The following is an 18601-nucleotide window of genomic DNA, read 5'->3' on the forward strand; positions in this document are numbered from 1 at the left end:
ATACAGACGGTTGATGGCCGAACCTCTTCACACGCCGCTGCTCGACACCGTTCAGACGCCCGCCGACCTGCGCAAACTGCCCCCCGCCGACCTGCGGCAACTCGCCGACGAACTGCGGCAGGAGACGATCAGCGCGGTCGGTACGACCGGCGGCCATCTGGGGTCGGGGCTCGGCGTGGTCGAACTGACGGTGGCGATCCATTATGTGTTCGACACCCCGGCCGACCGGCTGGTGTGGGACGTCGGCCATCAATGCTATCCGCATAAAATCCTGACCGGGCGGCGCGACCGCATCCGCACGCTGCGCCAGGGCGGGGGGCTGTCGGGCTTCACCAAGCGCAGCGAGAGCGAATACGACCCGTTCGGCGCGGCGCATTCCTCCACCTCGATCTCGGCGGCGCTGGGCTTCGCGGTCGCCAACAAGATCGCGGGGACGCCGGGCAAGGGCATCGCGGTGATCGGCGACGGCGCGATGTCGGCGGGCATGGCCTATGAGGCGATGAACAACGCCGAACAGGCGGGCAACCGGCTGGTCGTGATCCTGAACGACAACGACATGTCGATCGCGCCGCCGGTGGGTGGCTTGTCGGCGTATCTGTCGCGCATCGTGTCGAGCCGCGAGTTCCTCGGCATCCGCGAGGCGTTCAAGAAGCTGGCCCGCAAGCTGCCGCGCCCGCTGCACACCGCCGCGCGCAAGACCGACGAATTCGCCCGTGGCATGGCGACCGGCGGCACCTTGTTCGAGGAACTGGGCTTTTATTATGTCGGGCCGATCGACGGGCACAATCTCGATCACCTGATCCCGGTGCTCGAGAATGTGCGCGATGCCGAGGAAGGGCCGATCCTCGTCCATGTCGTGACCAAGAAGGGCAAGGGCTATGCCCCGGCCGAGGCGGCGGCGGACAAATATCATGGCGTGCAGAAGTTCGACGTCATCACCGGCACGCAGGTGAAGGCCCCCGCCGGGCCGCCGCAATATCAGAACGTCTTCGGTCACACCTTGTCGGCGCTGGCCGACAAGGACGACCGCATCTGCGCGATCACCGCCGCGATGCCGTCGGGCACCGGGCTCGACCGGTTCGCGAAGGACCATGGCGACCGGTTTTTCGACGTCGGCATCGCCGAACAGCACGCCGTGACCTTTGCCGCCGGTCTTGCCGCGCAGGGGATGCGGCCGTTCTGCGCGATCTATTCGACGTTCCTCCAGCGCGCCTATGACCAGGTCGTCCACGACGTCTGCATCCAGAACCTGCCGGTGCGCTTCGCGATCGATCGCGCCGGGCTGGTCGGTGCGGACGGCGCGACCCACGCCGGCAGCTTCGACGTGACCTATCTCGCCACGCTGCCCAACATGGTGGTGATGGCGGCGGCGGACGAGGCGGAACTGGTTCACATGACCTACACCGCCGCCGAATATGACGCGGGCCCGATCGCGGTGCGCTATCCGCGCGGCAACGGCGTCGGCGTGGCGCTGCCCGAGATCCCGCAGAAGCTGGAGATCGGCAAGGGCCGGCTGGTGCGCGAGGGGCACAAGGTCGCGATCCTGTCGCTCGGCACCCGCCTCGAAGAAGCGTTGAAGGCCGCCGACGCGCTGGAGGCCAAGGGGCTGTCGACCACGGTCGCCGACCTGCGCTTCGCCAAGCCGCTCGACGAGGCGATGATCCGCCGGTTGCTGACCAGCCACGAGGTGGCGGTGACGGTCGAGGAGAATGCCGTCGGTGGCCTCGGCGCGCATGTGCTGACCTTCGCCAGCGACAACGGACTGATCGATGGCGGGTTGAAGCTGCGCACGATGCGCCTGCCCGACAGCTTCCAGGACCAGAACGCACCGGCCAAGCAATATGACGAGGCGGGGCTGAACGCGCCGCAGATCGTCGACACGGTGCTCTCCGCGCTGCGCTGGAACGACAGCGGGGTCGCCGAAGTCCGGGCATGACCGGCGGGCAGAAGGCCGCCGCGATCATCGCGCTGGTGGTGATCGCCATGGCTGCGTTCAACTGGTCGCTGTGGCGCCGGCTGAAGGCGGCGCAGGCCGAGCGCGCGGGCTGGAGCGCGGCCGATTTCGACGCGCAACTGGTGGCGAACGGGGTGTCTGCGCAGGTGGCGGTGCTGGTGCGGGAGTTGGTGAGCGCGCCGTTCTATGGTGCCGGCATAGCGCCGCATCCCGATGACGATTTCGCCCGGTTTCTGGCGGTCGATGAAACCGAAGTCGCCGATATTGCCGCTACCGGCTGCGAGGAACTGGGGGCCGACCGGCCGGAGCCGACGGACGTGCCCCCGATCCGCGACCTGCGCGATCTGGCGGAGTATCTCCAGTCGGTTGCCGACGCGAGACGAACGGCATAGATTGATCGCCGAGGAGACTGATCGATGAAGGTCGAGAAGATCGGGGACACGCTCGCCGTCCGGATTCCCTATGATGTGGCCACGGCACTCGGGCTGCACGAAGGGGACGGGGTTGCGATCCAGCGGCTTTCCGAACCAAAGCGTCTTGGCGATGCGGAACTGGCGGAGCTATGGGCAAGCATGGACGAGTTGGTCCGCCCGTTTCCTCCAGGATACAAGTTCGATCGCGAGGAAGTGAACGCGCGTTGATGCGGGCGTTCCTCGACACCAATATTCTGCTATATGCCTATGCTGACGATCCGAAGCAGGTTTCGGCACGACGATTGATCGACGGTACACCCATCATCAGCGTTCAGTGCCTGAACGAGTTTGCCGTCGTCAGCCGACGCAAGCAGCAACTGTCGTGGATCGAGATCGCGAGGCGGATCGCGTTGATCCGACAGGGTATGAGCAGCATCGTCCCCCTTACCGAAACGATCCATGCCGACGGCCTGCGCATCGCCGAACGCTACAAGCTCCAGATCTACGACAGCATGATCGCCGCCGCCGCACTGTCGGCCGGGTGCGATCGGTTGTGGAGTGAGGACCTCCAGCACGGCCTGATGATCGATGGCCGGCTGGACGTCGCCAATCCGTTCCTGTGATTACACCCCGTAATAGCGCTGCTGCATCGCATCGGTCGCGCTGACTGCCAGCACCGAACGTGCTTCCGACGGCGCGCGGACGTGGCCGCGCCCGTCGCCCGAGGCGTCGATCACCCGGTCGAGCAATTCCTGCCCTTCCTCCCACCAGCCGATGCCGCTGGCGGCGTTGAGATGCCCCTGCGCGCCGGCGTCGACGAAGTGGCTGCCCCAATCGACCGCCATCGAATGCGCCCGCTCGATTGAAATCCACGGATCGTCGGTCGATGCAACGACGATCGACGGGAACGGCAGCGGAATGCGCGGTGCGGGCGCGAAACCCTGCAACTCGATCGGCGCACCGGCGCGGTCGACATCGGCCGGGGCGACGAGCAGCGCGCCCGCGACCGGCCAGCCATAGGGCTGTCCCGACAATTGCGCCCACCATGCGATCGCAAGGCAGCCGAGCGAATGGCCGGCGAGCACCACCGGGGCCTGCGCCTGACGGATCGCCTGGTCGAGCTTCGTCACCCACGCATTGCGCAGCGGCCGCGACCACAGTCCCAGTTCGACGCGCGCGGTGTCGGGCCGCGATTGTTCCCACAAGGTCTGCCAATGCGACGGGCCGGAGCCATTGAGGCCCGGCACGGTCAGCACGGTCGGCGATCCTGCGGATAGACTGGAAAACTGGGCCATCGTCCTGCTCCTTGGCAACAACGGTGGAAGCCGGCACCCCTTGGCTTAGGGAGGATCGGGAGTCGGCTTCCGGCATTCAAGATATTCCTACTGTTCCAATAGGCAATAGCCCCGCCGATGAATCGAACGCCGCTTGCGGCCAGCCGAAAGCCGCGCCATGGACGCGCCATGGCCAAGCAGCGCGCAGACCAGCTCCTCGTCGATCGCGGCCTCGCCGAAAGCCGTACCCGCGCGCAGGCGCTGGTGATGGCGGGCCTTGTGTTCGTCGGCGATCGCAAGGTCGACAAGCCCGGTCAGCAACTGTCGGACGACGTGGTGATCGACGTGCGCGGGCGCGATCATCCATGGGTGTCGCGCGGTGGGATCAAGCTGGCGCATGGGCTCGACCGGTTCGGCTGGGACGTGACCGATGCCGTGGCGATCGACGTGGGATCGTCGACCGGCGGCTTCACCGACGTGCTGCTCACGCGCGGCGCGACGCGGGTCTATGCGGTCGACAGCGGCACCAACCAGCTTGCGTGGAAGCTGCGGCAGGACCCGCGCGTCATCGTCCACGAACAGTTGAGCGCGCGGCTGCTGACCGAGACGCACATCCCCGAACCCATCGATCTGGTGGTGTGCGATGCCAGCTTCATCGCGCTGGAAAAGGTGCTGGCCGTCCCGCTGACCTTCGTGCGCCCCGGCGGACGGTTGCTGGCGCTGGTCAAGCCGCAGTTCGAGGCGGGGCGCGGCGAAGTGGGCAAGGGCGGGGTGGTGCGCGATCCCGCCATCCATAGGCGGGTATGCGATGCGGTGGCCGCCTGGCTGACCGGCATCGGCTGGCGGGTCGAGGGGATCGACCCCAGTCCCATTACGGGACCCGAGGGGAACGTCGAGTTTCTCCTTGCGGCACATGCGCCCGCTACCGTTCCTTTGTCCGATATTGACGCACCCGATACACCGCGCCATGCGCCCTGAGCGTGTCGCCATGGCGGCGCGAACCGAAGGGGGTCGGGGATGAGCGAGATCGCATCGAAGGGGCAGTTGCGCGCGGGGTTCCTGCGCTGGGCGGTGGTGACGGTGCCGCTGATCCTGCTGCTGGGGTTCCTGTCGGGGCGGATGGTCCCGGTGGGGTCGGAGAACCGCTGGTATCAGTTGCTCACGCTGCCGGCGATGCGGCCGCCCGACTGGGCGTTCGGCGTGGTGTGGACCGCGCTCTATATCCTGATGGGGGTGTCGCTGGCGATGATCCTGAACGCGCGCGGCGCGCGCGGGCGGGGCAGCGCGATCGCGATCTTCGCGATCCAGATGGTGCTGAACCTTGCGTGGACCCCGCTGTTCTTCGGCGCGCATCAGGTGTCGGCGGCGCTGATCCTCCTCATCGTGCTGTTCGTCGCCGCGGTTATCACTACTGTCGCCTTCGGGCGGATCCGGCCGCTCGCGGCGTGGCTGCTGGTGCCGTATCTGGCATGGCTGGTGATCGCGACCGCGCTCAACTGGCAGATCGACCGGGCGAACCCGGATGCGGAGGCCCTTGCGTCGCCGCCCGCCTCCACCCAAATCGACCTGTAGCATCGGGCGAAGCGTCGCCCGCCGATCCGAAGGAAGTTCCATGCAGTCCGACAACCGCCTGTTCGACGATTTCGCCAAGTTCGTGAACGGTGCCGCGGGCACGATCGCCGGCATGGCGCGTGAAGGCGAGGCTGCCGCGCGCGAGCGGGCCAAGACGTTTCTGGGCGGCATGGACTTTGTCAGCCGCGACGAGTTCGAGGTGGTGAAGGCGATGGCCGTCGCCGCCCGCGACGAGGCCGACACGCTGCGCGCCCGGCTCGACGCGCTGGAGGCGAAGCATGCGGCGGACGTTCCGGCCCCGGTCAGCTTCGACAAGGAACCGGGGGCGGGCGAGGGCGCGCTCTGATTCTTCCTGCCGGGTCGCTTGGGTCGATTTGACTCACGCGAAGGCGCGGAGACGCGGAGAGGTTCCGGGCGCTGCAGTCGTCACCTGCCCGGCGAAGCCCTTCATTTGCCGATCGGTGAGATGGAGAGCCGCTATCGCGGTGGGTCTGACCTCTCTGCGCCTCCGCGCCTCTGCGCGAACATCCCTTCTTCTCCGCAGCCAGCCCAGCCCGCCGCCGCTCTGAGCAGCGCGCAACACCCTCGGCGAACGCAACGCCTCCGCGTCTCCGCGCCTTCGCGTGAACCAAACTTCTTCGACCTTCTCACCACGCCCGGTTTCGCGACCGCAAGATTCGTCCTACAGCACCCGCATGATGCTCGACGAAGTGGAAGAAGACGGCGACGACGCCGCACCGATCGATACGCTGGAGCGGTATTTCGCCGCCCACGGCTGGAAGAATGAACGCGACGCCGACGAGATCGTCGCGCAGGTGAAGGGAAGCTGGACCGAATTCGAGCTGCGCGCGATCTGGCGGGGCGAGGACGGGGTGCTGCAATTCCTTGCGCTGCCCGACGTGCGCGTGCCCGACGAGCGGCGCGCAGCGATGTACGAGACGATCGGCCTCATCAACGAACAGCTCTGGATCGGCCATTTCGAACTGTGGTCGTCGAGCGGCATCCTGTTGTTCCGCCACGCTGCGATGCTCGGCGACGAGCCGCAACTGACGCTCGATCAGGCGGAGATGCTGGTCGATGCCGCGATCGACGAATGCGAGCGCTTCTATCCGGTGTTCCAGTTCGTGATGTGGGGCGGCAAGACCCCGAAGGAAGCGATCGCCGCCTCGATGATCGAGACGCAGGGCGAGGCGTGACGATGGACGGCGGCGCGCTGTGGCTGATCGGCTGCGGCAATATGGGCGGGGCGATGCTCGCGCGCTGGCTGGCCGAGGGTCATGATCCGGCGCGGATCACCGTCGTCACCCGCTCGCCGCGCGCGCTGCCGCCGGGCGTCGCCCATGCGACGATGCTACCCGACGGGCCGCCGCCCGCCACCGTGATCCTCGCGATGAAGCCGCAGCAACTGGACGAGGTCGTCGCGAGCTTCGCCCCGCGCATCGCCGGCACGCCGCTGCTGATCTCGATCCTTGCCGGGGTCGAGGAAGCAGCGCTGGCGCAGCGGTTCGACGTGGGCACGATCGTGCGCGCCATGCCCAACCTGCCGGTCGCGATCGGGCAGGGGGTGGTGGCGCTCCACAGCCACGGCACGAACGCACCGGCGCGCGACACCGCCGAGGCGCTGATGCGGCCGTTGGGACTCGTCGAGTGGATCGAGGATGCCGCGCTGTTCGATGCGGTAACGGCATTGTCGGGCTGCGGGCCGGGGTTCGTGTTCCGCTTCGTCGACGCGCTTGCGGCCGCCGGGGCCGCGCTCGGCCTGCCCGCCGATCAGGCGCAGCGGCTCGCGCTGGCGACGGTGCGCGGATCGGCGACGATGGCGGCCGACGCCGACGTATCGCCGGCGGTGCTGGCCGACCGGGTCGCCAGTCCGGGCGGATCGACGCGGCAGGGGCTGAACGTCCTCGATGCCGACGATGCGCTCAAACGCCTGCTGGTGGCGACGCTGACCGCGTCGGAACGGCGCAATGCGGAGATGGCGGCGGCGGCGCGGGCATGATCCGCGCCTTGCTCCTTGCGCTGGCGTTGCTGGGTGCTGCCCCGGCATGGGCGCAGGGCGCGCCCGCCGACGTGCGCGAACGCCAGCGGGTATGCGCGGGCAAGGACGGCTGGAGCGATCCCGCGCCGCCGGTCCGTATTTACGGCAACGTCTATGACGTCGGCACCTGCGGCATCACCGTGCTGCTGTTAACCAGCACGGCCGGCCATGTCGTGATCGACGCGGCCACGGCGCAGGCGGTGCCGTCGATCCTCGCCAACATCACCCGGCTGGGTTTCCGTCCGCGCGACGTGAAACTGCTGCTGATGAGCCACAGCCATGTCGACCACGCCGGCGGGCTGGCGGCGTTGCAACGCGCCACCGGCGCGCGGCTGATGGCGAGCGCCGCCGCGCGCGCGGTGCTGACCAGCGGGAAGGCGGCGGCCGACGATCCGCAAAGGACGATCCTGACCCCGGTCGCGCGGGTGCCGGTGGCCGGCACGGTGGACGATGGGCAGACGCTGAGCGTCGGTCCCGTTCGCATGCTCGCCCATTCGACCCCCGGCCATGCTCCCGACGGGATGAGCTGGTCGTGGACCTCGTGCGAGGGTAGCAAATGTTACCGGATGGTCTTTGCCGACAGTCTGTCGGCGGTGTCGGCCGACAGCTATCGCTTCACCGACCACCCGGATTATATCGCGCGCCTGCGCGGCAGCATCGGGCGGGTCGCGGCGCTGAAATGCGACATCCTGCTGACCCCGCATCCGGGAGCCAGCGACATGGGTGAGCGGCTGGCGCAGCGTAAGCCGCTGGTCGACCGGCATGGCTGCGTGAACTATGCGGCGCAGGCGCACGCACGTCTGGATACCCGGTTGCGGCAGGAAGTTCGCTGACTCAAGACTGATCGACATTCAGCTTTGTTAGGGGGAATTTGCCCTCGTCTCCCCGCGCGTCATTCCCGCGCAGGCGGGAATCCATTCACGCTGACGCCGGTGATCGAACCGAGACCGTTGCGTCTATGGGTTCCCGCCTGCGCGGGAACGACGAACAGCCGTAGCATTGGCTGAAGATCGATCCCGCCTAGTCGGAGCTGGGAGAGGGGTAAGCGCTCGGACAACGAGCGCGCGAGTCGCAGGCTTGCTTCACCCTTCTCTCGACCTGCGCTAGCCAGCAAGCTTCGGTATCCCTCTCCCCTGTCGAGGGCAGAGGGCAGCGCCAGAATGCCGTGGAAGATCGATTCGACCTACCGCCCCAGCGCCGCCACCGCCGCCTTGTCGCCCGCCGGGATCAGCCCCTCCAGCACCGCCCAGAAGCCGCTGACCGCGTCCTGCCCCGCGCCCGAATAGGCGCGCGACAATTTGGCATTGAGCATCTCGTACAGCCGCGCCTCCAGCGCCTGCCCCTCCGCCGTCAGTTTCAGCAGCCGTTGCCGCGCGTCGCGGTCGCCCGCGCGGCTCTCGACCAGCCCGCGTTCGCTCAGATCCCCCAGCACCCGGCCGAGCGATTGCTTGGTGATCGCCAGCAGCCGCAACAGGTCGCTGACCGACAGGTCGGGCCGCCTGGCGATGAAATACAGCGCGCGGTGGTGCGCCCGGCCCAGCTTCTGGTCGGCCAGCGCCTCGTCGATCGTGCGGGTCAGGTGGCTGTAGCCGAAATAGAGCAGCTCGATCCCGCGCCGCACCTCCGCTTCGCGCAGGAACAGCGCCGATGCGGTCATCGGCTGGGCGGGCGAAATTGGGGCAGTCATGTTGACCTGTTGTGCCATCCGGCCTAACCCGCCGCAAGCATTGATCGATGAGGATGCCATGAGCCAGCCGACCTTCGCCTTCGAACCCCATGCCAACCCGGTGGAGGCGAGCGAGCGCGCGGCGCGGATCGTAAATCCCGGTTTCGGGCGGGTCTTTACCGATCACATGGCGACGATGCGCTGGTCGGACGACAAGGGCTGGCACGATGCGAAGATCACCGCGCGCGCGCCGATCATCATGGACCCGGCCGCCGCCGTTCTCCATTATGCGCAGGAGATTTTCGAGGGGCTGAAGGCGTACACGCTGCCCGACGGCGGCGTCGCGCTGTTCCGGCCCGAACAGAATGCGCGGCGGTTTCAGCGGTCGGCACGCCGCCTCGCCATGGCCGAGCTGCCCGAGGAACAGTTCCTCGCCTCGTGCCGCGATCTGGTGCTGGCCGAGCGCGAGTGGATTCCGGGCGGGGAGGGCAGCGCGCTGTATCTGCGCCCGTTCATGATCGCGTCGGAGACGTTCCTCGGCGTCAAGCCGTCGGCCGAATATCTCTACTGCGTCATCGCCTCGGCGGTCGGCAATTACTGGCCGGGCGGCGCGCGGAGCGTGTCGCTATGGGTGTCGCGCGAGTTCACCCGCGCCGCGCCCGGCGGCACCGGCGATGCCAAGTGCGGCGGCAACTATGCCGCGAGCCTGCTCGCCCAGTCGGAGGCGATCAAACAGGGCTGCGACCAGGTCGTGTTCCTCGATGCGGTCGAGCGCCGCTGGGTCGAGGAACTGGGCGGCATGAACATCTTCTTCGTGTTCGACGACGGCACGATGCTGACCCCGCCGCTGACCGGCACGATCCTGCCCGGCGTGACCCGCGATTCGATCCTGACGCTGGCGCGCGACGCCGGCATCGAGGTGCGCGAGGAACGCTATTCGATCGACCAGTGGCAGGCCGACGCCGCCAACGGCCGGCTGGTCGAGGCATTCGCCTGCGGCACGGCGGCGGTCGTCACCCCGATCGGCAAGGTGTCGTCGGCGGATTTCAGCTTCACCATCGGCGACGGCCAGCCGGGCGAGCGGACCCAGGCGCTGCTCAAGTCGCTGACCGACATCCAGCGCGGCCGCAGCAACGATCCGCATGGGTGGATGCAGCGGATCGGCTGATCCCGATAGCCCTCTCCCCTTCAGGGGAGAGGGTTGGGAGAGGGGAAGCGCAGGCCGCCGCTACCCCATCGCCCGCTTGTAATAATGGAACGGCAGGTAGCTCGCGACATGCTCCCAGCCCGCATCTTTCAGTCGCGCGGTGTCGCTGCCGCTGCCGACGCGGCGGCAATATTCCCATTGCCGGTCGCTGGTGCGGAACGTGAGCGTCAGCACCCCGACGCCGGTCAGTTCATGGCCCTGCCGGCCTTCGTCGGCAAGGATGCGCATCTCGTTGAACGCGGTGGCACCGGTGCGGACGACTTCGGCTTCCGCCATCGACGTATCGGTCGTCGTCAGCGCGCGGAAGCGCTGCTGCGCCGCCTGCTTGCTGATTCCCAGCACCTCGCCGATCTCGCTCCAGCTCAGGTCGGCCCGCCTGGCGGCATCGATCCAGCGATGCAGCGTCAACCGCGCCTCATCGGCGACGATATGCGCGGCGACGATCGCCTCGCCATAGCCCGCCTTGTCCTCGCCGCGGAACGGCGGCTCGCGCTCCGCCGCCCAGTCGAGCACGACCGCAGTGGTGCGCGTGCGCAACCGGTGTTCTTCGGCAATGTCCATGGCACGCTCCGTCAATGAAAGACTGACGGAAAGTCAATCGATCATTGACGAAGATACGTCAAGTAATTGTTGACGCTCTCACAACACCTCGAACAACCCCGCAGCGCCCATGCCGCCGCCGACGCACATCGTCACCACGACGTACTTCACCCCACGCCGCTTGCCCTCGATCAGTGCGTGGCCGGTCATCCGCGCGCCCGACATGCCGTAGGGGTGGCCGATCGAAATCGCGCCGCCGTTGACGTTCAGCCGGTCGTCGGGGATGCCCAGCACGTCCTGGCAATGCAGCACCTGCACCGCGAACGCCTCGTTCAGCTCCCACAGGCCAATATCGTCCATGCCCAGCCCAAACCGTTCGAGCAGCTTGGGCACCGCATAGACCGGGCCGATGCCCATCTCGTCGGGCTTGGTGCCCGCCACCGCCATGCCGACATAGCGGCCGAGCGGTTGCAGCCCGCGCTTGGCTGCCAGCGCTTCCTCCATCACGACGCACGCCGACGATCCGTCGGACAACTGGCTGGCGTTACCGGCGGTGATGACTGCCTGTTCGCCCATCACCGGTTTTAGGCTGCGCAGCCCCTCGATCGTGGTGTCGGCGCGGTTGCCTTCGTCCTTGGTCAGCGTGATCTCGTGCGCCGAGACTTCCTTCGTCGCCTTGTCGACTACGTTCATCGTCGCGGTGACGGGGATCAGTTCGGCATCGAACCGGCCGTTCGCCTGCGCGTGCGCCGTGCGCTGTTGCGAGCGCAGTGCATAGTCGTCCTGCCGATCGCGCGAGATGCCATAGCGCTGCGCCACGATCTCGGCGGTCTGGAGCATCGGCATGTAGATGTCACCGTGCATCGCCACCAGTTCGGGGTCGAACGCGACACGCATCTGCGGCGTCTGGACGAGGCTGATCGATTCGACCCCGCCCGCGACGCAGATTTCCATCCGGTCGTGGACCACCTGCTTGGCGGCGGTGGCGATCGCCATCAGCCCGCTGGCGCATTGCCGGTCGATCGACATGCCCGACACGCTGGTCGGCAGCCCGGCGCGCAAGGCCGCCATCCGCGCGATATTGCCCGCCTGATGCCCCTGTTGCAGCGCCGCGCCGAACAGCACGTCGTCGACCTCGGCTCCCTCTACCCCGGCGCGCTCGATCGCGGCGCGGATCGAATGGCTGGCGAGGGTCGGGGCGGGCAGGTTGTTGAACGCCCCGCGATAGGCGCGGCCGATCGGGGTACGGGCGGTCGAGACGATGACGGCGGAACGCATGGGGCAGGCTTCCTCTACGGGCGGTTCTTGATGGGACGCCATTTGGCGCTCCTCTCCTGCCGCCGGGAATAGCCGGATCGTAGTAGCAAGCGCAAGCCGGTGCCGCACCCGTTACCTTAAAATCAGCTTTCGTTCTGTGCTTTCGCCAAACCGATCCTTCTAAAATGCAAAGGGGCTTGCTCCTTTACACTACCCCAGACGTCATCCCAGCGCAGGCTGGGATCTCCCAGGCATGGCGCACGGCAGGAGCCGCGAGAGGCCCCGGCCTTCGCTGGGGCGACGGTTTGCTGCGGATGGAGCAACGCCGTAGCGTCACCCCGGATCGACGATCCGCCCATCGGCCGCCGCCGTCAGGTTCACCTGCGTCGGATAGGCGATCTCGATCCCCTCGGCGGCCAGCCGGCGCAGGATGGCGAGGCCCACCGCCGTCCGTCCGTCATAAAAGGCGGCATAGTCGGCGCCGGGCGAATCGAAGATCACCTCGAAGTCGAGGCTCGACGCGCCGAAGCCGGTGAAGCCGCAGCGCACGAACTTGCGATCATTGGCCTCCACGACCTCGCGCAGCATCGCGGGCAGGCGCGCGCAGGTGTCGGCCGGGGTCTGATAGGTCACGCCGATCGCGAACACCGCGCGACGATGCTCGCGCCGGCTGTTGTTGATGATTTCCTTGTCGAGCAGGTTCTTGTTGCTGATGATCCGCTCTTCGCCGGTGATCGAGCGGATGCGCGTGGATTTCAGGCCGATCTCCTGAATCGATCCGTCGGTCTTGTCATAGCTGACGTTGTCGCCGCGCCGGAACGGCCGGTCGAAGATGATCGACAGCGCGGCGAACAGATCGGCGAAGATGCCCTGCGCCGCCAGACCGATGGCGATGCCGCCGACGCCCAAGCCGGCGACCAGCCCGGTGACGTTCACCCCCAGATTGTCGAGCACCACGATCAGCGCGATCGCGAACAGCGCGAAGGTGACGAGCAGCCGGATCAGCCCCATCGCCGATGCCAACGCCTCGCCATGATAATGGTCGCTGGCGGTGCGCCGCTCGACGACGCCGAGGATCACCTCGCGCGCCCACACCGCCGCCTGGAACACCGATGCGACAGTGAACAGGAATTCGATGGTGTTGGTCACGGCGGGCGGTGCGCTGGCATAGCCGTCGACTAGCTTGGCGGCGAGCGTGACCATGAAGAACAGGCTGGTGCGCGACACCGCCTTGCCGACGATCCCGCCCCAGCCGGCGCGATCGTTCCGGCACAGCCTCAACGCCCAGCGGCGCACCATCAGCAGCACCAGCACGATGCCGGCGCCGACGCCCAGCGCGATCAGCACCTGCAACCACGTGTCGGCGATCCAGCGCGCGCTGTCCTGAAACAACAGTCGCGCCTGTGCCTGCGCGCGGTCGGCGTTGAACGCGCGCTCGACGGTCGCGGCGGGGGTGGCGGTATTGGTCATGGAAACCCTTTCACGCGGCGCGAGGCGCGGCGTCCTTCGCTTCGAGCAGCGCGATCAGCCCGCGCTCGTGCGCGGACAGGTGTTTGGCCGCGCGCGGCAGTGCCAGCGTGGTGCGGAACGCAGCCTGTCCGTCCTTCGCCAGATCGATCAGTAGCGGGTGGACATAGGATTTGCGCGCGATGGCGGGCGTATTGCCCAGCGCCTCGACGACGGGTTCGAGCATCGCCTTGAGGCTGATGTCCGCCTCCGCCTGCGCCAGCGCCTGAAACGCCAGCACGCTCGCCCCCCAGGTGCGGAAATGCTTGGCGGTGAAATCGCCGCCCATCGCCTCGCGGATATAGGCGTTGACGTCGCTGGAGGTGACGGGGTGTGCCTCGCCATCGTCGTCGATCCAGCGGAACAGATGCTGTCCCGGCAGGTCCTGGCACTTGCGCACGAAGCTGGCGAGCGAGCGGTCGGTGATGGTCAGCACGCGCAGCTTGCCCGACTTGGCGCGATACTGGAGCTTGAGCTTCGTGCCCGAGAGGTGCGCGTGGCGCTTGCGCAGCGTCGTCGCGCCGTAGCTCTTGTTCTCGCGCGCATAGCCTTCGTTGCCGACGCGCACCCGCCCCAGATCGAGCAGCCGCACCACCGCCGCCACCGCGCGTTCGCGGCTGAGCTTGCGCGCCTTCAGGTCGCGCTCGACCGCACGACGCAGGGCGGGCAGGGCATGGCCGAACGCGGCGCAGCGGTCGTATTTCGCCAGCTCGCGCGCCTCGCGGAAATCATTGTGATAGCGATATTGCTTGCGGCCCTTCTCGTCCCAGCCAATCGCCTGGATATGGCCGGCGGGGTCGGGGCAATACCATGCGTCGCGATAGGCGGGGGGCAGGCCGATCGCGTTCAACCGCTCGATTTCGCCCGTGTCGGTGATCCGCTTGCCGTCGGGGTCGCAATATTCCCATCCCTTGCCGCGCCGGCGGCGAGTGATGCCCGGCGTCTCGCAATCGGAGAAAACGCATCCCGGCGCACAATCGATCGGTTCGGCGCTCTCGGCCATCGGCGTTCCCGTTTCAGCTCGTCGGATCAATGTTCGGCTCGTCGCTTCGTTCCGGGAACCCCGCCCGGACCAGCCTGTTGAGAGGCGGACTTACCCCTACGGAGACTGCCCCATGGCCGACCTCACCAATGCCCGCGTGCTGATCCTCGCGACCGACGGGTTCGAGGAATCCGAACTGTTCGATCCGCGTCAGGCGCTGCTCGACGCCGGCGCGCAGGTGACGCTCGCATCGATCAAGACCGATCCGATCCAGGGCGTCGTCAACGACAGCGAGAAGGCGCGGACGATCACCCCCGACCTGACGCTCGACGACGTCGACACCGAACAGTTCGACATGCTCCTCCTGCCCGGCGGCGTCGGCAACCCCGACAAGCTGCGGATCGAGGAACGCGCGGTCGAGATCGTCAGCGAGTTCATGGACGATGACAAGATCGTCGCCGCGATTTGTCACGCGCCGTGGCTGCTGGTCGAGGCCGACGTGGTCGACGGCCGCCGCGTGACGAGCTGGCCGTCGGTGCGCACCGACCTCGAAAACGCCGGGGCCGATGTGGTCGACGAGGAAGTCGTGATCGACGACAACCTCATCACCAGCCGCAAGCCCGCCGACATCCCCGCTTTCTCGAAGGCGATCCTCGAAGCGCTGGCGAGCGAGCTGGCCGAGGCGTGAGGGGCGCGGCGTGGCGGTTCGCCGCCGCGCCGGACGACCGGGCCGATCTACATTCGCTTCGCTGACGCGGAACGACGGTTCCGTTCCTTTTCGTCACTCCCGCGAAGGCGGGAGTCCATATGCGCCAGCGTCGCGACTCCAGCCGAAACGTCAGCGGTTATGGATTCCCGCCTTCGCGGGAATGACGGAAATGCACGTTTGTCCCAAAGATCGATCGGTTCTGGTGCCGGCCTATGGTCGGCGCTACGCTCCGGCGCATGCGCGATATGAAGGCCGAAGCGGCGTTCCAGTCCTACCTTTTCCCCGGCGAACGCATCCGCTGGTCGGGTCGCCCCAGACAGGGGATCGCGTTCGGTGCAAGGGACATTTTCCTCATCCCGTTCTCGCTGCTGTGGGGTGGTTTCGCGATCTTCTGGAACGTGATGGTATGGTCCGAACCGTTCGGCGGCGGCGACGGTGCGCCGCCATTGTTCTTCCGGCTGTGGGGACTGCCGTTCCTGATTGTCGGCCTGTATCTGATCGCCGGCCGGTTCGTACACGACGCATGGCTGCGCAAGTCGCTGCGCTATGCCGTGTCCGACCAGCGCATTCTGATCCTGCGCAACCGCAAGTTCAGCTCGTTTGACATCGAACGGCTGCCGCGCCTCGATCTCACCGAACATCGTGATGGTACGGGGACGATCGATTTCGGCCCTGCCAACATCTTCAGTGCCATGAACGGCATGGACTGGTGGGTTCCGGCGCTGAACCGCTTCGGGCAGTTCTTCCGCATCGCCGCCCCGCGCGAGGTCTATCGCCTCATCCGCGAACCGCGCGCCTGACCGGTACTCGCCCCAGGCCGTTGACCCAGCGCTGCGCCGGCCGCTCGACGAAGCGGTAGAGCAGCCCCGACGCCACCACGACTGCCCCGAAATACGCCATCACGACGCCCCATGGCGCGGCGGCGGCATCGGTCACGAACAACAGCTTGAACACGAACCACATCGGGTAATGCGCCAGATAGGTCGCATAGCTGACCTCGCCCAGCCAATGGACCCAGCGCCCCTCCAGCATATTGCCCGCCCGCCCGGCGGTAAGCGCCAGCGCGAGGAGCAGCGCGGCGAAGCCGACCGGCGCGGCGAGCAACTCGTTCAGCCACCCCGCCGCAAAACCGCCGAGCATCGTCAGCCCGATCAGCGCGGCCCCCACCGCGACGCCGGGCACCGCGTGCCAGCGCAGATACAGCGCGGCGACGATCGTGCCCGAGGTGAACTCGCCGATACAACGCGCCACGCCATATTGGCCGACGTCGCCGTTCATCCCGTGCTCGCCCCGGCTGGCGAGCAGCAGCGCCACCGCCAGCGTCGCGACGGCGATCGCCAGCAGCGCCAAGCCGGTCGAGCGGCGCCGCCAGTCGACGCTCACCGCCGCCACCGGAAACAGCAGATACGCCGCGAACTCCGCCGAGATCGACCACGCCGGGTCGTTCCACGCCAGCGCATGCCCGGTCCCCCAGCTCTGCACCAGCACGACATGCAGCGGCAGCGCGCCCCACGGAAACTGGTCGCCTACCTCGCGCCCGCTCAGCCCCATCGCCGCCGCCAAAACGACCGTCCCCGCCAGCACGAACCAGTGCAGCGGCACCACCCGCGCGAACCGCTTGCGCAGGAAGGGCAGGACGGCGCGCCACCCCTCGGCGGCGAAGCGTGGGCCCCATGCCAGCGCGATGACGAAGCCTGAGAGCAGAAAGAAGAAATCGACCGCGAGATAGCCCTTGTCGAGCACCGCCATCACCGGGGCCGGCACGCCGACCAGCGAATGGCGCAGGTGAAAGAACACCACCAACCACGCCGCGATCCCGCGCGCGCCGGTCAGCGCCTTCAACTCGCTCATGCCGGGACACGCGCCCGTCGCTGGATCGGCCGCCATGCGCCCTCGGCACGCTTCCTCGCCAGATAGGTGTCGAGCCCGATCTGCGCACCGATCAGCATGAATACGAACGGCTGGAACGCGATCGCGATGAAATTCGCGCCGAACAGATAGACGATATGCCCGTTCTGGAGCGCCCCGGCCAAGGGCGCGACCCAACCCTCACCGTCGCCCGGCTTGGCATAGCGCCGCCGCAGCACCTCCATGCGGAATAGCCCGCCAAGGTTGATCGCCAGCCACAGGAACAGCCCCGGCCAGCCCTGTTCGCCCAGCATCTCGAAATAGGCGCTGTGATAGGCGCGGCCCTTGTCGACCTCCAGATCGCGGCGGACCGTCTGGTTGTTGCCCTGTCCGGTGACGGCGACCTTGTCATAGCGGATCTGGTTCTGGCGATACGCCTCGAACCCGCCGCCGAAGGGGTGATTCTTCACATAGTCGAGCGTCCACATCCACACCGCGATCCGGGTCGAGGCCGACGCATCGGACTGGTAGGTGCCGATCGTCTCCATCCGCTGGGTGAACGCGCTCGGCAGGAACGGCACCGCCATCACCGCCGCCGCGCCCGCCGCCATCAGATAGGTCAACCGCCGCTTCACGTCGCGCAGCATCAGCACGCCCAAGAGGCCGATGCACAGCAACCCGGTGCGGGTCGAGGTGCCGACCGGGATCAGCAGGCATGAGAACACCAGCGCATAGCAAAAGCCCCGCACCCGCCAGTCGGGAACATAGACCGTGCCGTATTTGCTGAACCACAGGATCAGCGGGATGATCGCGATCGCGACCGTCGAGATCGTCGATCCTTCGTACAGCCCGGCGTTGTTCGACACCATCAGGTTGAGTTCGCCGTAACCGCCACCCGACCCCAATGTCTTGATGCCGCCGACGATGATGATCGACGCCGCCGACAGCACCATGAACAGCAGCAGCGATTCGATCCGCAACCGGGTGCGCAGCGTCAGCGGCAGGAAGATCGCGAAGGCCAGCGCCTTCCACACCCATTCCCATTTGAACTGCGCGTCGACCGGGAAATCGGCGCCCTTGGTGGTCCACAGGCAGTAAAGCAGCAGCGCCAGCATCAGCCCCTGCCGGGGCGCGATGCGCGTATCGCGCTTGTCGTCGACCACGACCCATGCCCCGATCGCGCAGGCGGCGGCGATCAGCGAAATCTGGATCGAATTGAGCAGCATGTAGGTGAGCCGCTGAGGTGCTACGATGTCGATATAGACATAGGTCAGCACGAACACGAACGGCCGATGCAACCCCATGCCGAACAGCGCGACCAGAAACGCAATGAACGCAAGGTCACGCACCGAAACGGTCTTTCTTCGCGCGCTGCATCGACTCGACCTCGCCCTCGCGGTCGAGGTCGTCGCGCCGCAGCAGCCGCCATACCGCGAACAGCATCAGCACATGGGTAAGGCCCAGCGAGAAATTGTCGATCATCGGCCAGACCCTTCGCGTGTCGCGCCAGCCTTAGGCGACGGGGATTGATGCGACGTTAAGGGCGGGGGGCGGCCCGTCACCCCCGGCCTTCCCGTCATCCCGGCGAAGGCCGGGATCCATGGTCACGAAGCGCATCGCAAGGGCCGCACCGGC

22 protein-coding genes are annotated in these 18601 nt (G+C 67.2%); 13 read left to right on the forward strand and 9 right to left on the reverse strand.

The window, feature by feature from the left end; genetic code table 11:
* The first annotated feature begins 13 nt into the window (after positions 1–13).
* Genes dxs through ASG37_RS00600 form a run of 4 tightly spaced genes read left to right on the forward strand, consistent with a single transcriptional unit; the run spans position 14 to position 2990 of the window.
* Positions 14–1936, forward strand: coding sequence for a 1-deoxy-D-xylulose-5-phosphate synthase (dxs, locus tag ASG37_RS00585; protein ID WP_055755345.1), 1923 nt, complete (start codon positions 14–16; stop codon positions 1934–1936).
* Positions 1933–2346 (forward strand): hypothetical protein, encoded by a 414-nt coding sequence (locus tag ASG37_RS00590; protein WP_055755346.1) that lies wholly within the window; start codon positions 1933–1935, stop codon positions 2344–2346. Before dxs ends, ASG37_RS00590 begins: the two co-directional genes overlap by 4 nt.
* A gap of 24 nt (positions 2347–2370) precedes the next feature.
* Positions 2371–2595, forward strand: coding sequence for an AbrB/MazE/SpoVT family DNA-binding domain-containing protein (locus tag ASG37_RS00595; protein WP_055755347.1), 225 nt, complete (start codon positions 2371–2373; stop codon positions 2593–2595).
* Positions 2595–2990: a PIN domain-containing protein gene (locus ASG37_RS00600; protein ID WP_055755348.1), complete on the forward strand. Its 396-nt coding sequence runs from the start codon at positions 2595–2597 to the stop codon at positions 2988–2990. The genes ASG37_RS00595 and ASG37_RS00600 overlap by 1 nt, the downstream gene beginning before the upstream one ends.
* Here ASG37_RS00600 and ASG37_RS00605 read toward each other — a convergent pair whose 3' ends face one another.
* Positions 2991–3662, reverse strand: a complete 672-nt coding sequence (locus tag ASG37_RS00605; RefSeq protein ID WP_055755349.1) for an RBBP9/YdeN family alpha/beta hydrolase — start codon at positions 3660–3662, stop codon at positions 2991–2993.
* Positions 3663–3830: 168 nt separating this feature from the next.
* On the opposite strand from ASG37_RS00605, the gene ASG37_RS00610 reads away from it, so the two are divergent.
* The 6 genes from ASG37_RS00610 (at position 3831) to bla (ending at position 8084) form a co-directional block, all read left to right on the forward strand.
* A complete protein-coding gene (locus ASG37_RS00610; RefSeq protein ID WP_055755350.1) occupies positions 3831–4619 on the forward strand; it encodes a TlyA family RNA methyltransferase in 789 nt (262 codons plus the stop codon).
* Between the two features lie 39 nt (positions 4620–4658).
* A complete protein-coding gene (locus ASG37_RS00615; protein WP_055755351.1) occupies positions 4659–5213 on the forward strand; it encodes a TspO/MBR family protein in 555 nt (184 codons plus the stop codon).
* A gap of 40 nt (positions 5214–5253) precedes the next feature.
* Positions 5254–5559, forward strand: a complete 306-nt coding sequence (locus ASG37_RS00620) for an accessory factor UbiK family protein (RefSeq protein ID WP_055755352.1) — start codon at positions 5254–5256, stop codon at positions 5557–5559.
* Positions 5560–5908: 349 nt separating this feature from the next.
* Positions 5909–6409 carry a YbjN domain-containing protein gene (locus ASG37_RS00625; protein WP_055755353.1) on the forward strand — a complete coding sequence of 167 codons (501 nt, stop codon included), beginning with the start codon at positions 5909–5911 and terminating at the stop codon, positions 6407–6409.
* Positions 6410–6411: 2 nt separating this feature from the next.
* The gene (gene proC / locus ASG37_RS00630; RefSeq protein ID WP_055755354.1) at positions 6412–7212 is read left to right on the forward strand and encodes a pyrroline-5-carboxylate reductase; all 801 of its coding nucleotides are present in this window, start codon (positions 6412–6414) and stop codon (positions 7210–7212) included.
* A complete protein-coding gene (bla, locus tag ASG37_RS00635) occupies positions 7209–8084 on the forward strand; it encodes a subclass B3 metallo-beta-lactamase (protein ID WP_156348986.1) in 876 nt (291 codons plus the stop codon). Before proC ends, bla begins: the two co-directional genes overlap by 4 nt.
* 350 nt (positions 8085–8434) lie before the next feature.
* Here bla and ASG37_RS00640 read toward each other — a convergent pair whose 3' ends face one another.
* A complete protein-coding gene (locus tag ASG37_RS00640; RefSeq protein ID WP_055757142.1) occupies positions 8435–8938 on the reverse strand; it encodes a MarR family winged helix-turn-helix transcriptional regulator in 504 nt (167 codons plus the stop codon).
* A 58-nt stretch (positions 8939–8996) separates the two neighbouring features.
* Between ASG37_RS00640 and ASG37_RS00645 the strand changes: the two genes are divergently transcribed.
* Complete coding sequence (locus ASG37_RS00645) at positions 8997–10085, forward strand: branched-chain amino acid aminotransferase (protein WP_055757145.1); 1089 nt, start codon at positions 8997–8999, stop codon at positions 10083–10085.
* Positions 10086–10145: 60 nt separating this feature from the next.
* Here ASG37_RS00645 and ASG37_RS00650 read toward each other — a convergent pair whose 3' ends face one another.
* The 4 genes from ASG37_RS00650 to ASG37_RS00665 form a co-directional block, all read right to left on the reverse strand.
* A complete protein-coding gene (locus ASG37_RS00650; RefSeq protein ID WP_055755355.1) occupies positions 10146–10685 on the reverse strand; it encodes a hypothetical protein in 540 nt (179 codons plus the stop codon).
* A 78-nt stretch (positions 10686–10763) separates the two neighbouring features.
* Positions 10764–11942 (reverse strand): acetyl-CoA C-acyltransferase, encoded by a 1179-nt coding sequence (locus ASG37_RS00655; RefSeq protein WP_055755356.1) that lies wholly within the window; start codon positions 11940–11942, stop codon positions 10764–10766.
* A 312-nt stretch (positions 11943–12254) separates the two neighbouring features.
* On the reverse strand, positions 12255–13391 hold the full coding sequence (locus ASG37_RS00660; RefSeq protein ID WP_055755357.1) for a mechanosensitive ion channel family protein: 1137 nt from the start codon (positions 13389–13391) through the stop codon (positions 12255–12257).
* A 10-nt stretch (positions 13392–13401) separates the two neighbouring features.
* Positions 13402–14430, reverse strand: a complete 1029-nt coding sequence (locus tag ASG37_RS00665) for a DNA topoisomerase IB (protein WP_055755358.1) — start codon at positions 14428–14430, stop codon at positions 13402–13404.
* Positions 14431–14542: 112 nt separating this feature from the next.
* Here ASG37_RS00665 and ASG37_RS00670 point away from each other — a divergent pair, with 112 nt between their 5' ends.
* Together ASG37_RS00670 and ASG37_RS00675 are read left to right on the forward strand one after the other, a co-directional pair.
* On the forward strand, positions 14543–15097 hold the full coding sequence (locus tag ASG37_RS00670) for a type 1 glutamine amidotransferase domain-containing protein (RefSeq protein ID WP_055755359.1): 555 nt from the start codon (positions 14543–14545) through the stop codon (positions 15095–15097).
* Positions 15098–15354: 257 nt separating this feature from the next.
* Positions 15355–15918, forward strand: a complete 564-nt coding sequence (locus ASG37_RS00675) for a hypothetical protein (RefSeq protein ID WP_200909682.1) — start codon at positions 15355–15357, stop codon at positions 15916–15918.
* Here the strand turns inward: ASG37_RS00675 and ASG37_RS00680 are convergent.
* Genes ASG37_RS00680 through ASG37_RS17865 form a run of 3 tightly spaced genes read right to left on the reverse strand, consistent with a single transcriptional unit; the run spans position 15896 to position 18448 of the window.
* Positions 15896–16969 (reverse strand): acyltransferase family protein, encoded by a 1074-nt coding sequence (locus ASG37_RS00680; RefSeq protein ID WP_055757147.1) that lies wholly within the window; start codon positions 16967–16969, stop codon positions 15896–15898. The genes ASG37_RS00675 and ASG37_RS00680 overlap by 23 nt on opposite strands.
* Positions 16966–18315: a DUF5935 domain-containing protein gene (locus tag ASG37_RS00685; protein WP_055755361.1), complete on the reverse strand. Its 1350-nt coding sequence runs from the start codon at positions 18313–18315 to the stop codon at positions 16966–16968. The genes ASG37_RS00680 and ASG37_RS00685 overlap by 4 nt, the downstream gene beginning before the upstream one ends.
* Positions 18308–18448: a hypothetical protein gene (locus tag ASG37_RS17865; protein ID WP_200909683.1), complete on the reverse strand. Its 141-nt coding sequence runs from the start codon at positions 18446–18448 to the stop codon at positions 18308–18310. The genes ASG37_RS00685 and ASG37_RS17865 overlap by 8 nt, the downstream gene beginning before the upstream one ends.
* Positions 18449–18601: the final 153 nt, after the last annotated feature.

Origin of the sequence: Sphingomonas sp. Leaf407, from assembly GCF_001425385.1 — a bacterium.
GTDB lineage: Bacteria > Pseudomonadota > Alphaproteobacteria > Sphingomonadales > Sphingomonadaceae > Sphingomonas.

What these genes read in the sequence shown, in the direction of transcription:
- ASG37_RS00625 (WP_055755353.1), top strand. Translation starts at nt 5,909, where the DNA reads ATGATGCTCGACGAAGTGGAAGAAGACGGCGACGACGCCGCACCGATC.
- ASG37_RS00655 (WP_055755356.1), bottom strand. Translation starts at nt 11,942, where the DNA reads ATGCGTTCCGCCGTCATCGTCTCGACCGCCCGTACCCCGATCGGCCGC.
- ASG37_RS00670 (WP_055755359.1), top strand. Translation starts at nt 14,543, where the DNA reads ATGGCCGACCTCACCAATGCCCGCGTGCTGATCCTCGCGACCGACGGG.
- ASG37_RS00615 (WP_055755351.1), top strand. Translation starts at nt 4,659, where the DNA reads ATGAGCGAGATCGCATCGAAGGGGCAGTTGCGCGCGGGGTTCCTGCGC.
- ASG37_RS00680 (WP_055757147.1), bottom strand. Translation starts at nt 16,969, where the DNA reads ATGAGCGAGTTGAAGGCGCTGACCGGCGCGCGCGGGATCGCGGCGTGG.
- ASG37_RS00600 (WP_055755348.1), top strand. Translation starts at nt 2,595, where the DNA reads ATGCGGGCGTTCCTCGACACCAATATTCTGCTATATGCCTATGCTGAC.
- ASG37_RS17865 (WP_200909683.1), bottom strand. Translation starts at nt 18,448, where the DNA reads ATGATCGACAATTTCTCGCTGGGCCTTACCCATGTGCTGATGCTGTTC.
- ASG37_RS00640 (WP_055757142.1), bottom strand. Translation starts at nt 8,938, where the DNA reads ATGACTGCCCCAATTTCGCCCGCCCAGCCGATGACCGCATCGGCGCTG.
- ASG37_RS00595 (WP_055755347.1), top strand. Translation starts at nt 2,371, where the DNA reads ATGAAGGTCGAGAAGATCGGGGACACGCTCGCCGTCCGGATTCCCTAT.
- ASG37_RS00605 (WP_055755349.1), bottom strand. Translation starts at nt 3,662, where the DNA reads ATGGCCCAGTTTTCCAGTCTATCCGCAGGATCGCCGACCGTGCTGACC.
- ASG37_RS00665 (WP_055755358.1), bottom strand. Translation starts at nt 14,430, where the DNA reads ATGGCCGAGAGCGCCGAACCGATCGATTGTGCGCCGGGATGCGTTTTC.
- ASG37_RS00610 (WP_055755350.1), top strand. Translation starts at nt 3,831, where the DNA reads ATGGCCAAGCAGCGCGCAGACCAGCTCCTCGTCGATCGCGGCCTCGCC.
- ASG37_RS00620 (WP_055755352.1), top strand. Translation starts at nt 5,254, where the DNA reads ATGCAGTCCGACAACCGCCTGTTCGACGATTTCGCCAAGTTCGTGAAC.
- ASG37_RS00650 (WP_055755355.1), bottom strand. Translation starts at nt 10,685, where the DNA reads ATGGACATTGCCGAAGAACACCGGTTGCGCACGCGCACCACTGCGGTC.
- ASG37_RS00590 (WP_055755346.1), top strand. Translation starts at nt 1,933, where the DNA reads ATGACCGGCGGGCAGAAGGCCGCCGCGATCATCGCGCTGGTGGTGATC.
- bla (WP_156348986.1), top strand. Translation starts at nt 7,209, where the DNA reads ATGATCCGCGCCTTGCTCCTTGCGCTGGCGTTGCTGGGTGCTGCCCCG.
- dxs (WP_055755345.1), top strand. Translation starts at nt 14, where the DNA reads ATGGCCGAACCTCTTCACACGCCGCTGCTCGACACCGTTCAGACGCCC.
- ASG37_RS00675 (WP_200909682.1), top strand. Translation starts at nt 15,355, where the DNA reads ATGCGCGATATGAAGGCCGAAGCGGCGTTCCAGTCCTACCTTTTCCCC.
- proC (WP_055755354.1), top strand. Translation starts at nt 6,412, where the DNA reads ATGGACGGCGGCGCGCTGTGGCTGATCGGCTGCGGCAATATGGGCGGG.
- ASG37_RS00660 (WP_055755357.1), bottom strand. Translation starts at nt 13,391, where the DNA reads ATGACCAATACCGCCACCCCCGCCGCGACCGTCGAGCGCGCGTTCAAC.
- ASG37_RS00645 (WP_055757145.1), top strand. Translation starts at nt 8,997, where the DNA reads ATGAGCCAGCCGACCTTCGCCTTCGAACCCCATGCCAACCCGGTGGAG.